Origin of the sequence: Micromonospora sp. NPDC049497, assembly GCF_044465805.1 — a bacterium.
Taxonomy (GTDB): Bacteria; Actinomycetota; Actinomycetes; order Mycobacteriales; family Micromonosporaceae; genus Micromonospora.
Window position 1 is genome coordinate 50,129 of the sequence record NZ_JBITMC010000024.1, and the last position, 17,752, is coordinate 67,880.

Sequence of the window (17,752 nt, forward strand, 5' to 3'; positions counted from 1 at the left end):
GAAGGGCCCCCTGTTAACACCGGTCCCGGCCTTGCTCCGCGCCCGGCGACCTGCGGGCCCGAGTCTGGAGGCGGACGCCCGGTCTACCGTCGAGGGATGAGTGATCTTTCTGGCCGACTCCGGTACCGCCTGCTCACCGGGACCGACGACGCCGACTTCTGCCGCCGGATCAGCGAGGCGCTGGCCGACGGCTACCGGTTGTACGGCTCACCGGCGATGACCTTCGACGGGGAACGCGTCGTCGTCGCCCAGGCGGTCGTGTTCGACGACGGCGATCCGTCCCGGGTCGTACCGGCCTGATGGGCGTTAAGAAGGGCCCCTTCCTATACGCCAGGCGTTAATAAGGGGCCCTTCCTTGCACCTCAGGCGTGGGCGCGGTTGACGGCGCTGGTGACCGCCTTGACGGAGGCGGTGACGATGTTGGCGTCCACGCCGACGCCCCACACCGTACGGCCGTCGACCTCGCACTCCACGTACGCCGCGGCCTGTGCGTCGCCGCCGGAGGACATCGCGTGCTCGTGGTAGTCGAGCACCCGTACGCCGACGCCGATCGACTGCAGCGCGTTGACGTACGCGTCGATGGGGCCGTTGCCGACCGCGGTCAGGGACGTCGGCTCGGTGCCGCGACCGACCCGCGCGTCGATCTCGACCTTGCCCTCGACCGTGCCGATCGTGTAGTCGGCCAGCACGACGGCCGGGTCGATCTGGTGGTCGACGAGGTAGTTCGAGGCGAAGATCTCCCACATGGTGCCCGGGTCGACCTCGCCGCCGGCGTGGTCGGTGACCTGCTGCACGACGCCGGAGAACTCGATCTGGAGGCGGCGCGGCAGGTCGAGCTGGTGCTCGGTCTTCATGATGTACGCGACGCCGCCCTTGCCGGACTGCGAGTTGACCCGGATGACCGCCTCGTAGGTGCGGCCCAGGTCCTTCGGGTCGATCGGCAGGTACGGAACCGCCCAGGTGAACTCGTCGACCGGCACCCCGGCCGCCGCCGCGTCGGCGTGCAGGGCGTCGAAGCCCTTCTTGATCGCGTCCTGGTGGGAGCCGGAGAAGGCGGTGTAGACGAGGTCGCCCGCGTACGGGTGGCGCTCGTGCACGGGCAGCTGGTTGCAGTACTCGACGGCGCGCTTGACCTCGTCGATGTTCGCAAAGTCGATCATCGGGTCGACGCCCTGGGAGAACAGGTTCAGGCCCAGCGTCACCAGGTCCACGTTGCCGGTGCGCTCGCCGTTGCCGAACAGGCAGCCCTCGATCCGATCGGCGCCGGCCAGCAGGCCCAGCTCGGCGGCGGCCACCCCGGTGCCCCGGTCGTTGTGCGGGTGCAGGCTCAGCACGAGGCTGTCCCGTCGGGGCAGGTGCCGGTGCATCCACTCGATCGAGTCGGCGTACACGTTCGGCATGGCCATCTCGACGGTGGCCGGCAGGTTGACGATCAGCCTGCGGTCCGGGGTGGGGTCGACGACCTCGATGACCTTCGCGCAGACCTCCACCGCGTACTCCAGCTCGGTGCCCGTGTACGACTCGGGGGAGTACTCGTAGTAGATGTCGGTGTCCGGGGTGTGGATCTCCGCGTACTTCCGGCAGAGGCGCGCGCCCTGGGTCGCGATGTCGGTGATGCCGTCCCGGTCCAGCCCGAACACCACCCGGCGCTGGAGCGTCGAGGTGGAGTTGTAGAAGTGCACGATCGCCCGGTGGGCCCCGCGCAGCGACTGGAACGTCCGCTCGATCAGGTGCTCCCGGCACTGGGTCAGCACCTGGATGGTGACGTCCTCCGGGATCAGGTCCTGCTCGATCAGTTGCCGGACGAAGTCGAAGTCCGTCTGGCTGGCCGAGGGGAAGCCGACCTCGATCTCCTTGTAGCCCATCTGCACCAGCAGCTGGAACATCCGCCGCTTGCGCTCGGGCGACATGGGGTCGATGAGCGCCTGGTTGCCGTCGCGGAGATCGACCGCACACCAGCGGGGCGCCGCCTCGATCCGGCGGGTCGGCCAGACGCGGTCCGGCAGGTCGATGCGGAACTGCTGGTGGTACGGCAGGTAGCGCCGGTACGGCATCCGGCTGGGGCGCTGCCGGGCGATCGGATCGGTGTCGGCGTCGGTGGTGCCGGCTGGGTGAGCCATGGCGGAGTGCTCCCGAGGGTCATGTGACGTCAGCGTCGAAGGTCGGCGTCGGTGCCGGAGGTCGGCGTCGGTGCCGAGCGAAAAGGTCCGGGACGGTGCTGGGCGGCGCGGTTCGACTCCGCGACGAGGTGCCGGCCGTCAGGCCTCGTCGCGGCAACCAAGAAGGAGATACGCCTGCCACATGACAGAGTCACCCTACGTGGTGGGGCGGGATGTGGGAAGGCAGGTCCGTAGGTTGAGACGGACTTCGCAGCCGGTCAGGCGAGCAGCAGGTCCCGGACGGGCCGGCGCCGTCGCAGGCCGGTCTCACCAGGCAGGAGATCGGCGGGGAGGCTGAGCGGGTCACCGAGCTGGCCGACGGCCACCACCACCGCCGGCAGCACGTCGGCGGGCAGGTCCAGGTCGGCCGCGAGGCCGTCGTGGTCGAGGTCCCGGAGCTGGCGTACGTGCAGTCCGAGCGCGGTGGCCTGCACGGTCAGGTGCGCCACGGCCTGGCCCAGGTCGTACGCGGCGCAGCCGGTCGGGTCGGCGTCCGGCGCGAGGTGGGCGGCGAGCACCAGCGCGGAGGCGCGGCCCGCCCAGCGCTGGTCACGGAGCGGGAGGTTGACCACGATCCGCTTCCAGGTCTCGTCGTCCCGGTGCCCGAGGGCGAACCGCCACGGCTGCGCGTTCCCCGCCGACGGTGCCCAGCGGGCGGCCTCCAGGAGGACGTACGCCTCGCCCGGGGTCAGCTCCGCGGCGGGGTCGAAGGACCGGGGGCTCCAACGGAAGGCGAGCAGCGGAGTGAGGTCAGCCATGAGAGGAGCGTCCCGTATGGGCGATTGATCCTTCCGGCAGGGTGGGTCGAATGTGGGCAAGAGCACCCGTAACGGAAACGGTCTCAGGACGTTTCCGGGCTGACCGACGGCTCCGGTGACGCCAGGTCCAGTGGCTCGGCCTCCACGACCGGGCCGGCGAGCTGGACGCTCGCCGGAGCCGGGGCGGGCGTACCGGCCAGGAGCAGCGTGCCGAAAGCGGTGCGCACCGCGGTCGGCGTGCCGTCCGGGTCGTAGCAGTAGATTCCCGGGTCCAGGGGCGCGGTGATCGACGCGGAGGTGGTCTCCACCGAGTAGCAGGTGCCGGCCGCACCCGGGGGCGGCTGCGCGGGCGACACCGCGAGCGGGGACCGCCGGTCGGTGAGCACGTCCAGCCAGTCGGTGAACGGGTGCTGCACCCGGGGGTCCAGTCGGCGCGGCACGGCGTCGTCGGAGTCACCGAGGCGGACGCAGGCCGGCGGCTCCGGCCTGGTCGCCGACGGCAGGGTGCACTGGAACAGACCCTCGGCGGTGGCGGCGAACGACACGTCCGTCGTGCCCCCGAGTGCCCCACCCGGCACGTCGACCCGCCAGCTGCCGTCGTTCGCGCTGGTCACCACGACCGTCCGGTCCGGCGCGTCCGGACCGCTCAGGATGTAGGTGGCGATCAGGTGCCGGTCCTGCGCCGCTGCCGCGAGGCCGGCCAGTTCGTCCCGCGCGGCGTCCATCCCGGCGGGCGCCTCCGCCGTACCCGGTGTCGGGGTCGCCGGCGCCGTCTCCGGCTGGTCCGGCCCGCAGGCCACGAGGATCAGGGGCAGGGCCAGGGTGAGGACCACCCCCCGGACCGTCGACGCGGTCGCGGCCGGAGCGGTCGACTGCGGCAGGACGGCCGGGCGCGGCGGGAGGGCCGACCGTGCCGGGGCGGCCGGGGCGGGCGCGGAGCCGGCCGGGCGGAGGTGGGCGTGCATCCGCACATTGTCGCCACCCGCGTGCCGTGGTGGGGGGCGGCGCGGCGCGACCTCTCCGGCGTGTCCCGCGCCACCCCGGCCGTCCCCGGGGCCGGATCGTGGGATCACCCGACCCGCCGGATCGGCCCGCCCGATACCCTGAACGCGTCTGACACGCGCCGCCGGCCCTCATCCGGCGGCGTCGGCACGCTCAGGGTCACCGGGAGGGAGTGCACCGTCGTGGCGCTCGTGGTGCAGAAGTACGGCGGGTCCTCCGTCGCCAACGCCGAGCGGATCAAGCGGGTGGCGGAGCGCATCGTCGCCGCGCGCAAGGCCGGCGACGACGTCGTGGTGGTGGTCTCCGCGATGGGCGACACCACCGACGAGCTGCTCGACCTGGCCAACCAGGTGAGCCCGCTGCCGCCGGGCCGCGAGCTGGACATGCTGCTCACCGCCGGGGAGCGGATCTCCATGGCCCTGCTGGCCATGGCGATCCACAACCTGGGGTACGAGGCCCGCTCGTTCACCGGCTCGCAGGCCGGCGTGATCACCACGTCGGTGCACGGCCGGGCGCGGATCATCGACGTCACCCCGGGCCGGCTCAAGGGCGCGCTCGACGAGGGCGCGGTGGTCATCGTCGCCGGCTTCCAGGGCGTCTCCCAGGACACCAAGGACGTGACCACCCTCGGCCGGGGCGGCTCGGACACCACCGCCGTGGCCCTCGCCGCCGCGCTCGCCGCGGACGTGTGCGAGATCTACACCGACGTGGACGGCATCTTCAGCGCCGATCCCCGGATCGTGCCCAACGCACGGCACATCAAGCACATCACCTACGAGGAGATGCTGGAGCTGGCCGCCTGCGGCGCGAAGGTGCTGCACCTGCGCAGCGTCGAGTACGCGCGGCGCGCGGGGTTGCCGATCCACGTCCGTTCGTCATACTCGACCAACACCGGCACCATGGTCACCGGATCGATGGAGGACCTTCCCGTGGAACAGGCACTGATCACCGGGGTCGCCCACGACCGCAGCGAAGCCAAGATCACGATCGTCGGCGTGCCCGACGAGCCGGGCGCCGCGGCGAAGATCTTCGACACCGTGGCCGGTGCCGAGATCAACATCGACATGATCGTGCAGAACGTGTCCACCGAGGGCACCGGTCGTACGGACATCTCCTTCACCCTGCCCAAGACCGACGGTCCGACCGCCATGGCCGCCCTGAGCAAGATCCAGGAGACGGTCAAGTTCAAGGGCCTGCTCTACGACGACCACGTCGGCAAGGTGTCGCTGATCGGCGCCGGCATGCGCTCGCACCCCGGTGTCGCGGCCGGCTTCTTCGCCGCCCTCGGTGCGGCGGGCGTCAACATCGAGATGATCTCCACCTCGGAGATCCGGGTCTCGGTGGTCTGCCGCGACACCGACCTGGACGCGGCGGTGCGCGCCATCCACGACGCCTTCGACCTCGGTGGCGACACCGAGGCGGTCGTGTACGCGGGGACGGGGCGGTAGCCATCGTGACGTCGCTGCCCACCCTGGCCGTGGTCGGAGCGACCGGTGCCGTCGGCACCGTGATGTGCGAGCTGCTTACCGCCCGCAAGAACGTCTGGGGCGAGATCCGGCTGCTCGCCTCCGCCCGGTCGGCGGGCCGCAAGGTGCGCTGCCGGGGCGAGGAGTTGACCGTCCGGGAGTTGACCGAGGCGGCGTTCGACGGCGTCGACGTCGCGATGTTCGACGTGCCGGACGAGGTCTCCGCGCGCTGGGCGCCGGTCGCGGTCCGCCGCGGGGCGGTCGCGGTGGACAACTCCGGCGCCTTCCGGATGGACCGCGACGTCCCGCTCGTGGTGCCGGAGATCAACCCCGAGCAGGTACGCAACCGGCCCAAGGGGATCATCGCCAACGCCAACTGCACCACCCTCGCGATGATCGTCGCGGTCGCGCCGCTGCACCGCGAGTACGGCCTCCGCGAGCTGGTGCTCTCGTCGTACCAGGCGGTGTCCGGCGCGGGTCAGGCCGGCGTGGACGCCCTGCACACCCAGCTCGCCAAGATCTCCGGAGACCGGGCGCTCGGCTCCCGTCCGGGCGACGTACGCCAGGCGGTCGGCGACGAGTTGGGCCCCTTCCCGGCCCCGCTGGCGCTCAACGTGGTGCCCTGGGCCGGCTCGGTCGCCGACGGCGGTTGGTCGTCCGAGGAGATGAAGATGCGCAACGAGTCGCGCAAGATCCTCGGCCTGCCCGACCTGAAGGTCTCCGCCACCTGCGTCCGCGTACCCGTGGTGACCGGCCACTCGATCGCCGTGCACGCCGTCTTCGCCACCGAGGTCGATGCCGAGGGCGCCCGCGAGGTGCTGCGCAACGCCCCCGGCGTGATCCTGGTCGACGACCCGGTGGCCGGGGAGTTCCCCATGCCGATCGACGCCGTGGGCACCGACCCCTCCTGGGTCGGCCGCATCCGCCGCGCCCTGGACGACCCGCGCGCGCTGGACTTCTTCGTCACCGGCGACAACCTGCGCAAGGGCGCCGCCCTCAACACGGCCCAGATCGCCGAACTCCTGGCCCGCGAACTAACCCACCCCTGACCCTCCGCCCTCCCGGGCAGCAGTTTCGGGGAAAGGGTGGCCATTCGCCGAAAAATGGCCACTCTTTCCCCGAAACTGCGCCAGAGAAGGGGCCGGTCCACGGGTGCACCGCTCGGCGGTCGAGGCGTGGATCAGAGAGCGCCGGCCCACGTCAGGCGCGCGGGGCCGATCCGGACGGCTGCTGAGCCTCCAGCGTTTCCCGCTCAGGCGGCGGCTAGGCGGACGCCGTCGCGGCCTTGGCGCTTCACCGTGTAGAGGGCCTGGTCGGCTCGCCGGAGGGTCAGCTCCGGGGACTCGCCGGGGCGAGGGAGGGCCACGCCCACGCTGATGGTGCGGCCGGTACGGCGGGCGGCCTCGGCCAGCCGCTCGGCGATGCGGACCGCCTCCTCGGGGCGGCTCACCTCGATCACCGCCACGAACTCGTCGCCGCCGATCCGGTACAGCTCGTCGCCGTGCCGCAGCGCCCCCTCCAGGGCCCGGGCCAGGCCGACCAGCACCCGGTCGCCGGCCTGGTGGCCGTACGTGTCGTTGACGGTCTTGAAGCCGTCCACGTCGATGGCGAGCAGGGCCGTACGTCCGGGGGTGGCCGCCGCGATGCGCTGGCCGAACGGGCCGGTGTGCCGTAGCCCGGTCAGCGGGTCGGAGCTGGCCTGCTCGCGCAGCCGGGCCACGGTGCGCAGCAGGTCCAGGGCGGCCCACGCCTGGCCGGCGAGCAGTTCCATCAGGTTGACCGTCGTCGGGTCCGGGCGCAGCAGCCGCTCGTCGGCGACCAGCAGCACCCCGCCGCCGTCGGGCGGGCCGACGGGCACCGCGACCAGCGTGCGTACGCCGGCACGGGCCAGCGCCGCGTAGTCGGCGGTGGGCGGGTGCCCGGCCTCGCCGAGGGTGTAGCCGGCGCCGTGGCGGTGGGCTCGGCTGATCATCCGGCCCAGCACGGTCGGGCCGGCCTCGGTCAGCTCGGCCCGGATCCGGGACTCCAGCTCGCCGGGGGTCGCGGTGGGCCCGCCGAGCCGTGGCGCGTCCCGACCGGCCAGGACGAGCACCGCCGCGGAGAGCGTCGACACGTCCCGGGCGGCGGCGATGGCCGCGGTCATCAGGTCCCACTCCGTCGGGGCGGAGGTCAGCGCGGCGGCGTGCCGGAGCAGCTTCTCGCTGCGGCTCTCGGCGGGCGGGCCACCGAGGGCGACGATCCGGGCGCCCAGGCGGGCGGCCAGCCGCTCGGCGACGTCCCGCCAGGCGTCCAGCTCGACCGGCTCGCACCACTGGAGGTCCAGTACGCCGATCGGCCGGCCCGCCGGATCCAGGACCGGTACGCACACCTCGGCCCTGACGTCGGGGCGGACCGGCAGGTAGTCGGGGTCGTCCGAGACGTCGGGGACGACCGCCGGGAGCCCCGAGGAGTACACCCGGCCGACGATTCCGGCCTTCGGCGGCACGGTGGAGAAGACCTGCCAGGAACCGGTCGCCGCGACGCAGCGGAGCCGGTCGTGGACCTGGAGCAGCACGGAGATGGTGGCCGGGGCGTGCCGCGCGAGCGCGGTGACGGCGTACTGGCACGCCTCGACGGCGGTCGACGCCATCGTCAGGCGGACCGTGACGTCACGGATGACTCGCTGATGATCCACAGGCACGTCGTTCCAGGTCGGGGGCCACCCGGCCGGCACCGGGTCGCCGATCAAGGGTAACCAGCGCGGACGCGATCGGCCGCCGACCAAGATCGGCCGCTTCCTTCGTACACATGTTTCATCCACAGGGTGTGGACAGGGCCTGTGGGTTGTCGGCTGCCGTGCCAGGGGCACCCGGAGCGCGGTCGGCGGCGATAGCGTGGAGGTCCCAGGCCCGTGGAGGCGCGATGCTCATCGCCCAGCTCAGTGACCCGCACGTGACCACCGGAGTGCTCGGGGCCGAACCGGCCGCCGGGCTGCACCGTGCCCTCGGCCGGGTCCTCGCGCTCGAACCCCGCCCGGACTGCGTCGTCGTCACCGGCGACCTGGTCGACCAGGGGCGCCCCGACGAGTACGCGGCGCTGCGGGAGATCATCGGCCGGTTCCCGCTCCCGGTGCACCTGGTGGCCGGCAACCACGACGACCGGGAGTCACTGCTGGACGCCTTCGGCGGGACACCCTGGCTGGGCGGCGGCTTCTCGGCGTACTACCACGTCGACCACCCCGGGGCGACCGTCGTGGTGCTCGACTCGCTGGTGCCCGGGGCCGACGGCGGGCGGCTCGACGAGGAGCAGCTGGCCTGGCTCGACGGGGTGCTGGCCGGCCGTCCCGACGTGCCCGCCGTCGTGTTCGTGCACCATCCGCCGGTCGCGGTCGGCATCCCGGCCGCCGACGCCGTCCGGCTCGCCGACGCCGACGCGTTCGCCGCGGTGATCGGCCGGCACCCCCATGTCGTACGCGTCGCCGCCGGCCACCTGCACCGGCCGGTGACGACGGCCTTCGGCGGGACCGTGCTGACCGTCGCGCCGAGCACCTGGAAGCAGGCCTCGCTGACCATGACCGAGGACGAGCGGATCGGCTGGGTGGCCGAGCCGACCGCGCTGCTGCTGCACCTGATCGACGGCGGGAGCTGTGTGACCCACCTGGTGCAGGTCAGCCACGCGACCGGGATGACCTGCGGCTACTGACCGTGCGTCCGGTCCGCCGAGGACCGATCGTCGGCAACCGGCGGCACGAATCAGTCATGTCCGGCTCATTCGGCCGACGCATGGCCGCCACCGTACATATCCGCAGGTCTGATGGTCTGCTCAGGTCGACGGGCGGCGGCCTGCGATGAGAGGCTGTCACCGACGCGGGCGACGGTCCCCCACCGTCGCCACCCCGTACCGACCCTGTCGACGGCGCGGCCCGGCCCGGCGCGAACATCGCCCGGCCACCCGCGCCGGTTTTCCCACGAGGAGATCCATGTCCAACCCCGGGATGCGTCGGGCCGCCATCGGCCTGACCGCGCTCGCCGTGGCCGCCTTCGGTGCGGTCGCGACCACCCCCGACAAGGCGGACGCCGACCCGAAGCCGGTCGACGTCACGCTGCTGGCCCTCAACGACTTCCACGGCAACCTCGAGCCGCCGACCGGGTCGAGCGGCACCATCGCCGGCCAGCCGGCCGGTGGCGCCGAGTACCTCGCCACCCACCTGGCCGCGCTGGCCGAGGCGAGCCAGAAGAAGAACACCGTCACCGTCGCCGCCGGCGACCTGATCGGCGCGTCCCCGCTGCTGTCCGCGGCGTTCCACGACGAGCCGACCATCGAGGCGCTCACCCTGGCCGGGCTCGACTACGCCAGCGTCGGCAACCACGAGTTCGACGAAGGCGCCGACGAGCTGCTGCGCATCCAGAACGGCGGCTGCCACCCGGTCGACGGCTGCGGCGACGGCACCCCGTACGAGGGCGCCGGCTTCCAGTACCTCTCCGCCAACGCCTTCAGGACGGTGACCGGTGAGCCGCTGCTCGCCCCGTACGCCATCCACAAGGTCGACGGCGTCAAGGTCGGCTTCATCGGCATGACCCTGGAGGGCACGCCGCAGATCGTCAGCCAGGAGGGCGTCGCCGGGCTGACCTTCGCCGACGAGGCGGTCACCGCCAACCGGTACGCGGCCGAGCTGCGGGCCAAGGGCGTGGAGACCATCGTCGTGCTGCTGCACGAGGGCGGCACCCAGGCCGGCGCCGGCGGCATCAACGACTGCGTCGACTTCACCGGCCCGGTCGTGGACGTCGTCAACCGGATGGACCCGTCGATCGACGTCGTCGTGAGCGGGCACACCCACCAGGCGTACAACTGCGAGGTCAACAACAAGCTGGTCACCAGCGCCAGCTCCTTCGGCCGCCTGATCACCGACATCGACCTGAAGATCGACGGGCGGACCGGTGACGTGCTCACCGCCACCGCCGAGAACGTGGTGGTCACCCGGGACGTCGCCAAGGACCCGGCGCAGACCGCGCTGATCACCCGCTACAAGGAGGTCCTCGGCCCGGTCGCCGGCCGCCAGGTCGGCACGACCGCCGAGGCGCTCGTCCGTGCTCAGGAGAACCTGTTCGGCACCCAGGCGGGCGAGTCGCCGCTGGGTAACGTGATCGCGGACGCGCAGCTCGCGGCCACCGACGACGAGCAGAACGCCGTGGCCGCCTTCATGAACCCCGGTGGTGTCCGCGCCGACCTCGACGCCGGCCCGGTCACCTACGAGGAGGCGTTCACGGTCCAGCCGTTCGCCAACAACCTGGTGACGCTCGACCTCACCGGCGCGCAGCTGTACTGCATGCTGGAGCAGCAGTTCGTCACCGGCCGCACCCTGTACCCGTCGTCCAGCGTCCGGTACACCGTGGACGTCAACGGCACGACCGCCACCGCGGCCGACCCGTGCGCCGGCACCCGCGTGGTCCGGGGCAGCCTGACCCTCGGCGGGACCGCGGTCACCGCCGACGCCACCTACCGGGTCACGGTGAACAACTTCCTGGCCGGCGGCGGCGACGGCTTCACCGTCCTGCGCGGCGGCACCAACGCGGTCACCGGCCTGATCGACCTGGACGCGTTCGTGGCGTACCTGGGCGCGAACTCCCCGGTCTCCGCCCCGGCGCTGGACCGCATCCGCACCACCGCCGAGGTCCCCGTGGCCTGATCGGCACCGTCGACGGACGGGCCCCGGAGCGTCACGCTCCGGGGCCCGCCTTCGTTTCCGCGTCGGTCCGGTCTGCCATGCTGGCCCGGTGAGCACGACCTGGCGACACCTGCCCGCACCCGCCCGTGAGATCGCGGTGGCCGCCACCGACGCCGTCACCGCCGCCCGGGAGCAGGACATCGAGGCGTACGACGTGGCGGTGGGCCGGCTCGCGACGGCCGACCGGTCGGGGTTGGTCCTCGGCGCGGTGGTCCGGTCGCTGCTGGAGGTCGGACACCCCGACGGGCTGGCCGGCGACGACGTGCGCGCGGTGCTGGAACGGTGCGTGCGCGGGGCGGCGCGGTGGCGGGCGGACGTCGACCCGCACGTGGTGCTGGTGCTGCTCGCCGGTTCCCTCGGCCTGTACGACCCGGAGGCCGACGAGGCGCCGCCCGGTCCGGCGGCGGTCGCCGCGCACGGGCCGCTGCTCGTCGCCGACCTCCTCACGGCAACCGGCCGGCCGTTCGAGGCGCACCTGACGTCGGCGTTCGCCGAGATCCACCGCACGGAGCTGCACGACTGAGCACAGTGGATCCGTTCCCCGATCGTTGCCGAGTGGGGCAGCGGACCTGCCCGGGTCGGCGTTAGGTTGCCGAAAACCGACCACGGGGGAGACCGATGGGATCCACGACGACAGCCAGATGCGCGGCGGTGGCCGCCGCGCTGACCCTCCTGCTCGGCGCCGCCGCCTGCGGCGGGGACGACTCGCCCCGCCGGGACGGCGGGGCCGCCACGGCGAGCCCGAGCCGACCGGTCGCGCCGGAGAAGCCGGCCCCGGGTGACCACCGCCTGACGATCGAGGGACGGACCGGCGCGTACGAGCTGCACGCGCCGCCCAGCTACCGGCCGGGACAGAAGACACCGCTGGTGGTGGCGATCCACTACCGGGGGGCCGACGCGGCGATGATGCGGGCGGTGACCCGGCTGGACGCCAAGGCGGACCGGGAGGGGTTCCTGGTCGCGTACCCCTGCTGCGGAGGCAACGAGGACGTCGGCTTCGTCCGGACGATGGTGGAGCACCTGATCCGGACGTGGGACGTCGACCCGGACCGGGTCTACGCCACGGGCATGTCGGCCGGGGCGGCGATGACGTACCGACTGGCGATGGAGGCGCCCGACCTGTTCGCGGCGGTCGCCCCGGTCAGCGGCGGGCTCATCGGCGGCCAGCCGGCCTCGGCCGCGGCGCAGCGGCCGGCCCGGTCGGTGTCGGTCGTGTCGTTCATCGGCGCCGACGACCGCACGGCCGACGCGCTGGAGATCCGCCTGGGCCAGTGGCGGCGGGAGTACGGCTGCGTGGAGCGACCGGCGACGTGGGTGGACCGGGCGAAGACCGTCAACCGGGTGGTCTCTACCTGCCCCGGCGGTGCCGAGGTCGTCGGCTACACCGTCAACGGGATGGGGCACCGGTGGCCGGGCGGCGCCGAGGTGGGGCTGGGCGCACCGGACACCGCGATCGTCGCGACGGACCTGATCTGGGACTTCTTCGTCGCACATCCTCGACGGCCGGCCTGAGCGCCGGACCGGCCGCCGGCGAGCGGCGAGGCCGCGAGGATCAGCCGTCGCGGCGCAGCCGACCGATCTCCGTGCCCTTCACGTTGACCAGCACCAGCACGTCGTCGTCCAGGCCGGCCCGCCGGGCGTAGCCGAGCCACGTCGCGAGTGGCGTGCCGTCGCACCCGATCAGTGTCTGGGGCGCGGCGGTGGCCACCAGGGCGCCGTCGGGTCCGGTCGTCCACCGCCCGCGCAGGTTGTTGCAGCCGTCCGACCCCCGCCACGTGCCGTCGTCGGCCAGGACGACGTGCGGAGCCTCGCGTACGCGGCCCGGCTCGACCAGCGGCAGCCACCGGCCGGTCAGCGCGTTCCGGGCCACCGGCGCGAGCGCCGACGGCAGCGGCGCGGGTGACGCCAACCAGGCCCGCGTCTCGTCGGTCACCGCCGGGGGTGTGCCTCGTGCGGGATCCATGTTGGGCGGGACGCTCGGCCGGGCACCGGGTGACAGCCGGGCCACCTCCACGCCCGCGCGATCCAGGAGTACGCGGACCACGCCATCCACCTCGAACCGGTCCGCGCGCGCCAACCAGTCGGGCAGCGCGGGCGATCCCGCCGGCCCGCACCGGTCGTCACCGAGGTTCGTCAGTCCGTGCAGGTCGGCGACGAACAGGCCGCCCGGATGCGCCGCCCAGTCTCCGAGGGACGCGTCGCAGTCGCGGAACAGGACCAGCTCCCGATCTCCGAGCCGCAGGACCGTGCCCGCCTCGACGCCCGTGCCGGTCACCGCCCAGGAGCCGACCAGATCCGTCGGCTCCACGGTGGCGACCGGAGTCGCGAGCGGAAGCGTCTGCGACGGAGGCGCCGGCTCCCCGCCCGCGCAGGCGGTCAGCAGCATCGTCAGCGCCACGATCCCGAGGGCGTACCGTCCGCGTCGCATGTGTCCTCCAAAGGCGTCAGCAGTGGGTTGGACGGGCACCGGTGGGCGGACGGTTCCCCGTAGCATCCGCCGATGCCCCGCATGTCGACCTGGGCCAGGCCGTACGACCTGGGGGACCGGGGCGATCTCCACGATCCGACAACGCATCAAGGCCCCTCCGTGGAGGGGCCTTGACCTGCTGTTACCTCTGGTCGGGGTGGCCGGATTCGAACCGACGACCTCTTCGTCCCGAACGAAGCGCGCTACCAAGCTGCGCCACACCCCGAGGCGTGCCGACAAATAGTAGCCCACCGGGTCCGAGGGTCAAACTCGGTACCCCCGTCGCCCGCGTCAGCGCGGGATCAACGTCAGCACGCTTGCCTCGGGCGGGCAGGCGAACCGGACCGGTGCCGTCGGGTGGGTGCCCAGGCCGGCGGAGACGTGCAGCCAGGAGTCCGAGCCGGGCCAGCGGTGCAGGCCCCGCGCCATCGAGCGGGGCAACCCGCAGTTGGTCACCAGCGCCCCGACGCCCGGCACGCACACCTGGCCCCCGTGGGTGTGACCGGCCAGCATCAGGCCGAATCCGTCGGCGGCCATCCGGTCGAGCACGGCCGGCTCGGGGGAGTGGCTGAGCGCGATCGACAGGTCGGCGGAGGGGGACACCGGCCCTTCCACGGACGAGTAGTCGTCCCGCTCGATGTGCGGGTCGTCGACGCCGGCCAGCTCGACGAGCCGGCCGCCGGCCTTCAGCGTGGTGCGGGCGTTGTTCAGGTCGGCCCAGCCGGCGCCGGTGAAGACCTCGCGCAGCTCCTCGAACGGCAGCGCGACGCCCTCGGTGTACTCCCGGTCGGGAAGGAAGTAGGTGAACGGGTTCTTCCACACCGGCCCGGTGTAGTCGTTCGAGCCGAACACGAAGGCACCGGGATGGTCGAGCAGGGGTTGCAGGGCGCGCAGCACCCCTGCGACGGCGGCGGGGTGGGCCATGTTGTCGCCGGTCACCACCACCAGGTCGGGGTCGAGGGCGGCCAGCGACGCCACCCAGTCCTGCTTGCGCCGCTGGTCCGGCATCATGTGCAGGTCCGACAAGTGCAGGACGCGCAGCGGCTCGGCGTCGGCCGGCAGCACCGGCACGTCGTACCGCCGCAGGGTGAACATGTTGCGCTCGACGAGGGACGCGTACGCCAGGGTGGCCGCGCCGACCGCGGCGGTCGAGGCCGCGAGCCGGAATAGTGTGCGCTTTCGCATGGCGTTCAGGGTAGTTTGACCGTCCATGAGCACGCTGAAGGACCGCCTCACCGCCGACATGCGCGCCGCCCTCAAGGCGCGCGACGAGCTGACCACCTCCACCCTGCGGATGGCCCTCGCGGCCGTCGGCAACGCCGAGGTCGCCGGCAAGGCCAAGCGCGAGCTCACCGACGACGAGGTGCTCTCGGTGCTGACCAAGGAGGCCAAGAAGCGGCGCGAGGCCGCGACCGCCTTCGCCGACGCCGGCCGCACCGAGCAGGCCACCAAGGAGACCGCCGAGGGCGAGGTGCTGGAGCGCTACCTGCCGAAGCAGCTCTCCGACGACGAGTTGGCGGAGCTGGTCGCGGGGGCGCTGGCCGCCGGCGGCTTCACCGGCAAGGCGCAGATGGGCCCGGCCATGAAGGCGGCCCAGGCCGCGGTGGCCGGCCAGGCCGAGGGCGGTCGGGTCGCCGCCGAGGTACGCCGGCAGCTCGGCCTCTGACCGTTCCCGTCCCACCGTCCGCCGTACGCGGAACGGGCGGGCACCCCGTGGTGGGGTGCCCGCCCGTTCGTCACGTCACGGATCGACTCAGCCGCCGGGGCGCCCTGGCGGACGGCCCGGGTTGGTGGGCTGGCTACCCGGCCGGCTCGGGTCGGTGCCCGGCTCCGCGCCGCCGCCCTGACTGAGCTGGATGGTCACCACGCCACCCTTGATGGTCCGGCCGTCCGGGTTGGTGCCGGCGGCGGTGCCCGCCGGGCAGCTCGAGGCGACCCTCACGTCGGAGACCACCGCGTCGAAGCCGGCGCCCTCGATCCGGTTCTTCGCGGTCTCGACCGGCAGGCACTTGACCCCCGGGATGGAGCGCTGGTCACCCTCGGAGATCTTCCTGCCCGGCGGCGTGAAGTTGATCCGCTCCTTGCCCTTCATGGCGTCGCGGAGCGTCTCGTAGACGGGCGGGTTGATGCCGTCCTTCGGGCTGTGCTTCATCTTCACGGTGGTCTGCGGCCAGTCCGGGTCGGCCATGATGCCGGCGACCGCGTACTGCTTGGTCATGGCGACCAGGGAGGCGGTCTTCTCGGAGTCGGTGGTGCCGGACTTGCCGGCGACCGGAGCCTTGACCGCCTGCTTCACCGCGGCAGCGGTGCGGCTGCCGCCGCACTTGCTGGTCGAGGAGTTGTCGCCGACCGGGCAGCGGGCGGCGTCCACGGCCGCGCGGGCGACCTCGGTGCTGACCCGCTTCTCACAGGTGGGGTTGGCGATGTCGAGCTTCTTGCCCTCCGGGTCGCGGATCTCCTGCACCGGGATCGGGTCGCAGTACGTGCCGTCGGCGGCGAGGGTGGCGTAGGCGTTGGCCAGCTCCAACGGGGTGGCCGAGGAGACGCCCAGGGTGAACGCGCCCCAGTCGTGCGCGGCCTCCTTGTCGTTGGCGAACTTCGCGTCCTGGCGCTCCCGGAACTGGATGCCGAGCCGCTTCGCCACGTCCACCACGTTCTCCGCGCCGACCTGCTGCTGCAGGGGGACGAAGTAGGTGTTGATCGACTGGGCGAAGGCGCTCCACATGGTGTGTACGCCGCCGGGCTTCAGGCCGGAGTTGGTCGGGCAGTAGAGGTTCGTCCCCTTGCAGGCGGCGGGGCTGCCCTTCTCGATGATGTACTCCGACCTGAACTGCTGCGGAGCGTTGTACGTGAAGCTGAGCGGGATGCCCTTCTCCAGCGCCGCGACGATCGTGAAGATCTTGAAGGTCGAGCCGGCCTGGTAGCCGGTGATCCCGTCGCCTCCGGTCAGCAGCGGGTTGACCGTGGCCGGGTAGTTGCCGCGGGCGTCCTTGTTCTTCTTGCGCCGCGCGGGGTCACTGTGCGGCTTGTTCTTCGGGTTCTTCGGGTCGTCGAGCTTGAAGGTGCGGTTGACCGAGAGCGCGCGGACCCGGCCGGTGCCGGGCTCCACCACCGCCACCATGGCGGCTTCCTTGGCGCTCTCGCTCTTGGCGCGCCGGACCGCCGCGTCGGCGCCCCGCTGGGCCTGCACGTCGAGGGTCGTGACGACGGTGTAGCCGCCGCTCTTGAGCCGCCGCTCCCGGTCGTACGAGGTCGAACCGAAGGTCTCCTGAGACATCCACCAGCGGTAGAAGTAGTCGCAGAAGAAGCCCCACTTCTCGGTGGCCTGGACGCAGCCGTTCGGGGTCCGCTTGTCCTCCACCTTCAGCTTGACCTTCTTGGCCGCGTCGGCCTGCTCCCTGGTGATGGCGCCGGTCTTGACCATGTTGTCGATGACGTAGTTGCGCCGGTCCACCGCCTGCGGGTAGCCGAACTTGGTGGTCGGGTCGAACGCGCTGGGGGCCTTCACCATGCCGGCGAGCATGGCTGCTTCCTCGATCTTGAGGTCCTTCGGCTTCTTGTTGAAGTAGACCTGGCTGGCGGCGTAGATGCCGTACGCGCCGTTGCCGAAGGCGGCGATGTTCAGGTAGCGCTCCAGGATCTCGTCCTTGGAGAGCTCCTTGTCGATCTGGATGGCGTAGCGCATCTCGCGCAGCTTGCGGGCGCTGGTGTCCTCGGTGGCCGCGACCACGTCGGCCGGGTGGGTCGCCGAGTACGCGATGGCGAGCCGGACGTACTGCATGGTGAGCGTGGAGGCGCCCTGCCGGTCGGCGCCGGCGCTGTTGTTGACGAAGGCACGGGCGACGCCGTTGAGGTCGACGCCGTTGTGCTTGTAGAAGTCGTGGTCCTCCGCCGCGATGATCGCCTTCTGCATGATCGGGGCGATGTCCTTGAGCTTGACGTCGCGGCGGTTCTCGTCGTACATCGTCGCCAGCGGTGTCTTGCCGTCAGAGGCCAGCAGGTAGCTGATCTGCGGCGCGCGGGCGACGGTCAGCTCCTTCGGCAGCGCGCCGAACGTCTCGGCACCCGCCTTGGCGGCTAGGCCGGACATCGCCACTGCGGGGAAGGCCGCCGCCGCGACCACCACGCCGGCCAGCAGGCCACAGATGAGCAGCGATGCGGCGTTGGTCAGCACATTGTGGTCACGTTTCCGCATC

At 72.4% G+C, this 17,752-nt stretch carries 15 protein-coding genes and 1 tRNA gene; 8 read left to right on the plus strand and 8 right to left on the minus strand.

What is annotated here, in order from left to right; translation table 11 throughout:
* The first annotated feature begins 96 nt into the window (after positions 1 to 96).
* Positions 97 to 300: a DUF1737 domain-containing protein gene (locus tag ACIBR0_RS25585; protein ID WP_396719771.1), complete on the plus strand. Its 204-nt coding sequence runs from the start codon at positions 97 to 99 to the stop codon at positions 298 to 300.
* A 62-nt stretch (positions 301 to 362) separates the two neighbouring features.
* On the opposite strand, the gene leuA is transcribed toward ACIBR0_RS25585, so the two are convergent.
* The 3 genes from leuA to ACIBR0_RS25600 all read right to left on the minus strand — a co-directional run bounded on the left by leuA (position 363) and on the right by ACIBR0_RS25600 (position 3,882).
* Positions 363 to 2,120 (minus strand): 2-isopropylmalate synthase, encoded by a 1,758-nt coding sequence (leuA, locus tag ACIBR0_RS25590; protein ID WP_396719773.1) that lies wholly within the window; start codon positions 2,118 to 2,120, stop codon positions 363 to 365.
* A gap of 257 nt (positions 2,121 to 2,377) precedes the next feature.
* Entirely contained in the window at positions 2,378 to 2,917 is a 540-nt protein-coding gene (locus tag ACIBR0_RS25595; RefSeq protein WP_396719775.1) for a nitroreductase family protein, read from the minus strand.
* Between the two features lie 83 nt (positions 2,918 to 3,000).
* Positions 3,001 to 3,882 (minus strand): hypothetical protein, encoded by an 882-nt coding sequence (locus ACIBR0_RS25600; RefSeq protein WP_396719777.1) that lies wholly within the window; start codon positions 3,880 to 3,882, stop codon positions 3,001 to 3,003.
* 219 nt (positions 3,883 to 4,101) lie between these two features.
* On the opposite strand from ACIBR0_RS25600, the gene ACIBR0_RS25605 reads away from it, so the two are divergent.
* A complete protein-coding gene (locus ACIBR0_RS25605) occupies positions 4,102 to 5,367 on the plus strand; it encodes an aspartate kinase (RefSeq protein ID WP_396719779.1) in 1,266 nt (421 codons plus the stop codon).
* Between the two features lie 5 nt (positions 5,368 to 5,372).
* Entirely contained in the window at positions 5,373 to 6,434 is a 1,062-nt protein-coding gene (locus tag ACIBR0_RS25610; RefSeq protein WP_396719781.1) for an aspartate-semialdehyde dehydrogenase, read from the plus strand.
* 203 nt (positions 6,435 to 6,637) lie between these two features.
* Here ACIBR0_RS25610 and ACIBR0_RS25615 read toward each other — a convergent pair whose 3' ends face one another.
* Entirely contained in the window at positions 6,638 to 8,059 is a 1,422-nt protein-coding gene (locus tag ACIBR0_RS25615) for a diguanylate cyclase (RefSeq protein ID WP_396719783.1), read from the minus strand.
* A 227-nt stretch (positions 8,060 to 8,286) separates the two neighbouring features.
* On the opposite strand from ACIBR0_RS25615, the gene ACIBR0_RS25620 reads away from it, so the two are divergent.
* The 4 genes from ACIBR0_RS25620 (at position 8,287) to ACIBR0_RS25635 (ending at position 12,601) form a co-directional block, all read left to right on the plus strand.
* Positions 8,287 to 9,066 (plus strand): phosphodiesterase, encoded by a 780-nt coding sequence (locus ACIBR0_RS25620; RefSeq protein WP_396719785.1) that lies wholly within the window; start codon positions 8,287 to 8,289, stop codon positions 9,064 to 9,066.
* A 277-nt stretch (positions 9,067 to 9,343) separates the two neighbouring features.
* Positions 9,344 to 11,050 (plus strand): bifunctional metallophosphatase/5'-nucleotidase, encoded by a 1,707-nt coding sequence (locus tag ACIBR0_RS25625; RefSeq protein ID WP_396719787.1) that lies wholly within the window; start codon positions 9,344 to 9,346, stop codon positions 11,048 to 11,050.
* A gap of 88 nt (positions 11,051 to 11,138) precedes the next feature.
* Complete coding sequence (locus ACIBR0_RS25630; protein ID WP_396719789.1) at positions 11,139 to 11,612, plus strand: hypothetical protein; 474 nt, start codon at positions 11,139 to 11,141, stop codon at positions 11,610 to 11,612.
* Between the two features lie 95 nt (positions 11,613 to 11,707).
* Entirely contained in the window at positions 11,708 to 12,601 is an 894-nt protein-coding gene (locus tag ACIBR0_RS25635; protein WP_396719791.1) for an alpha/beta hydrolase family esterase, read from the plus strand.
* Positions 12,602 to 12,641: 40 nt separating this feature from the next.
* Here ACIBR0_RS25635 and ACIBR0_RS25640 read toward each other — a convergent pair whose 3' ends face one another.
* From ACIBR0_RS25640 to ACIBR0_RS25650, 3 genes are all read right to left on the minus strand, one after another.
* The gene (locus ACIBR0_RS25640; RefSeq protein WP_396719793.1) at positions 12,642 to 13,517 is read right to left on the minus strand and encodes a hypothetical protein; all 876 of its coding nucleotides are present in this window, start codon (positions 13,515 to 13,517) and stop codon (positions 12,642 to 12,644) included.
* A gap of 188 nt (positions 13,518 to 13,705) precedes the next feature.
* Positions 13,706 to 13,782 (minus strand) — tRNA-Pro (locus tag ACIBR0_RS25645).
* 65 nt (positions 13,783 to 13,847) lie between these two features.
* The gene (locus ACIBR0_RS25650; protein WP_357028678.1) at positions 13,848 to 14,741 is read right to left on the minus strand and encodes a metallophosphoesterase; all 894 of its coding nucleotides are present in this window, start codon (positions 14,739 to 14,741) and stop codon (positions 13,848 to 13,850) included.
* A gap of 25 nt (positions 14,742 to 14,766) precedes the next feature.
* Here ACIBR0_RS25650 and ACIBR0_RS25655 point away from each other — a divergent pair, with 25 nt between their 5' ends.
* Positions 14,767 to 15,222 (plus strand): GatB/YqeY domain-containing protein, encoded by a 456-nt coding sequence (locus tag ACIBR0_RS25655; RefSeq protein ID WP_396719796.1) that lies wholly within the window; start codon positions 14,767 to 14,769, stop codon positions 15,220 to 15,222.
* 87 nt (positions 15,223 to 15,309) lie between these two features.
* On the opposite strand, the gene ACIBR0_RS25660 is transcribed toward ACIBR0_RS25655, so the two are convergent.
* Positions 15,310 to 17,751 (minus strand): penicillin-binding protein, encoded by a 2,442-nt coding sequence (locus ACIBR0_RS25660; protein ID WP_396719798.1) that lies wholly within the window; start codon positions 17,749 to 17,751, stop codon positions 15,310 to 15,312.
* Between the last annotated feature and the right edge of the window lies 1 nt (position 17,752).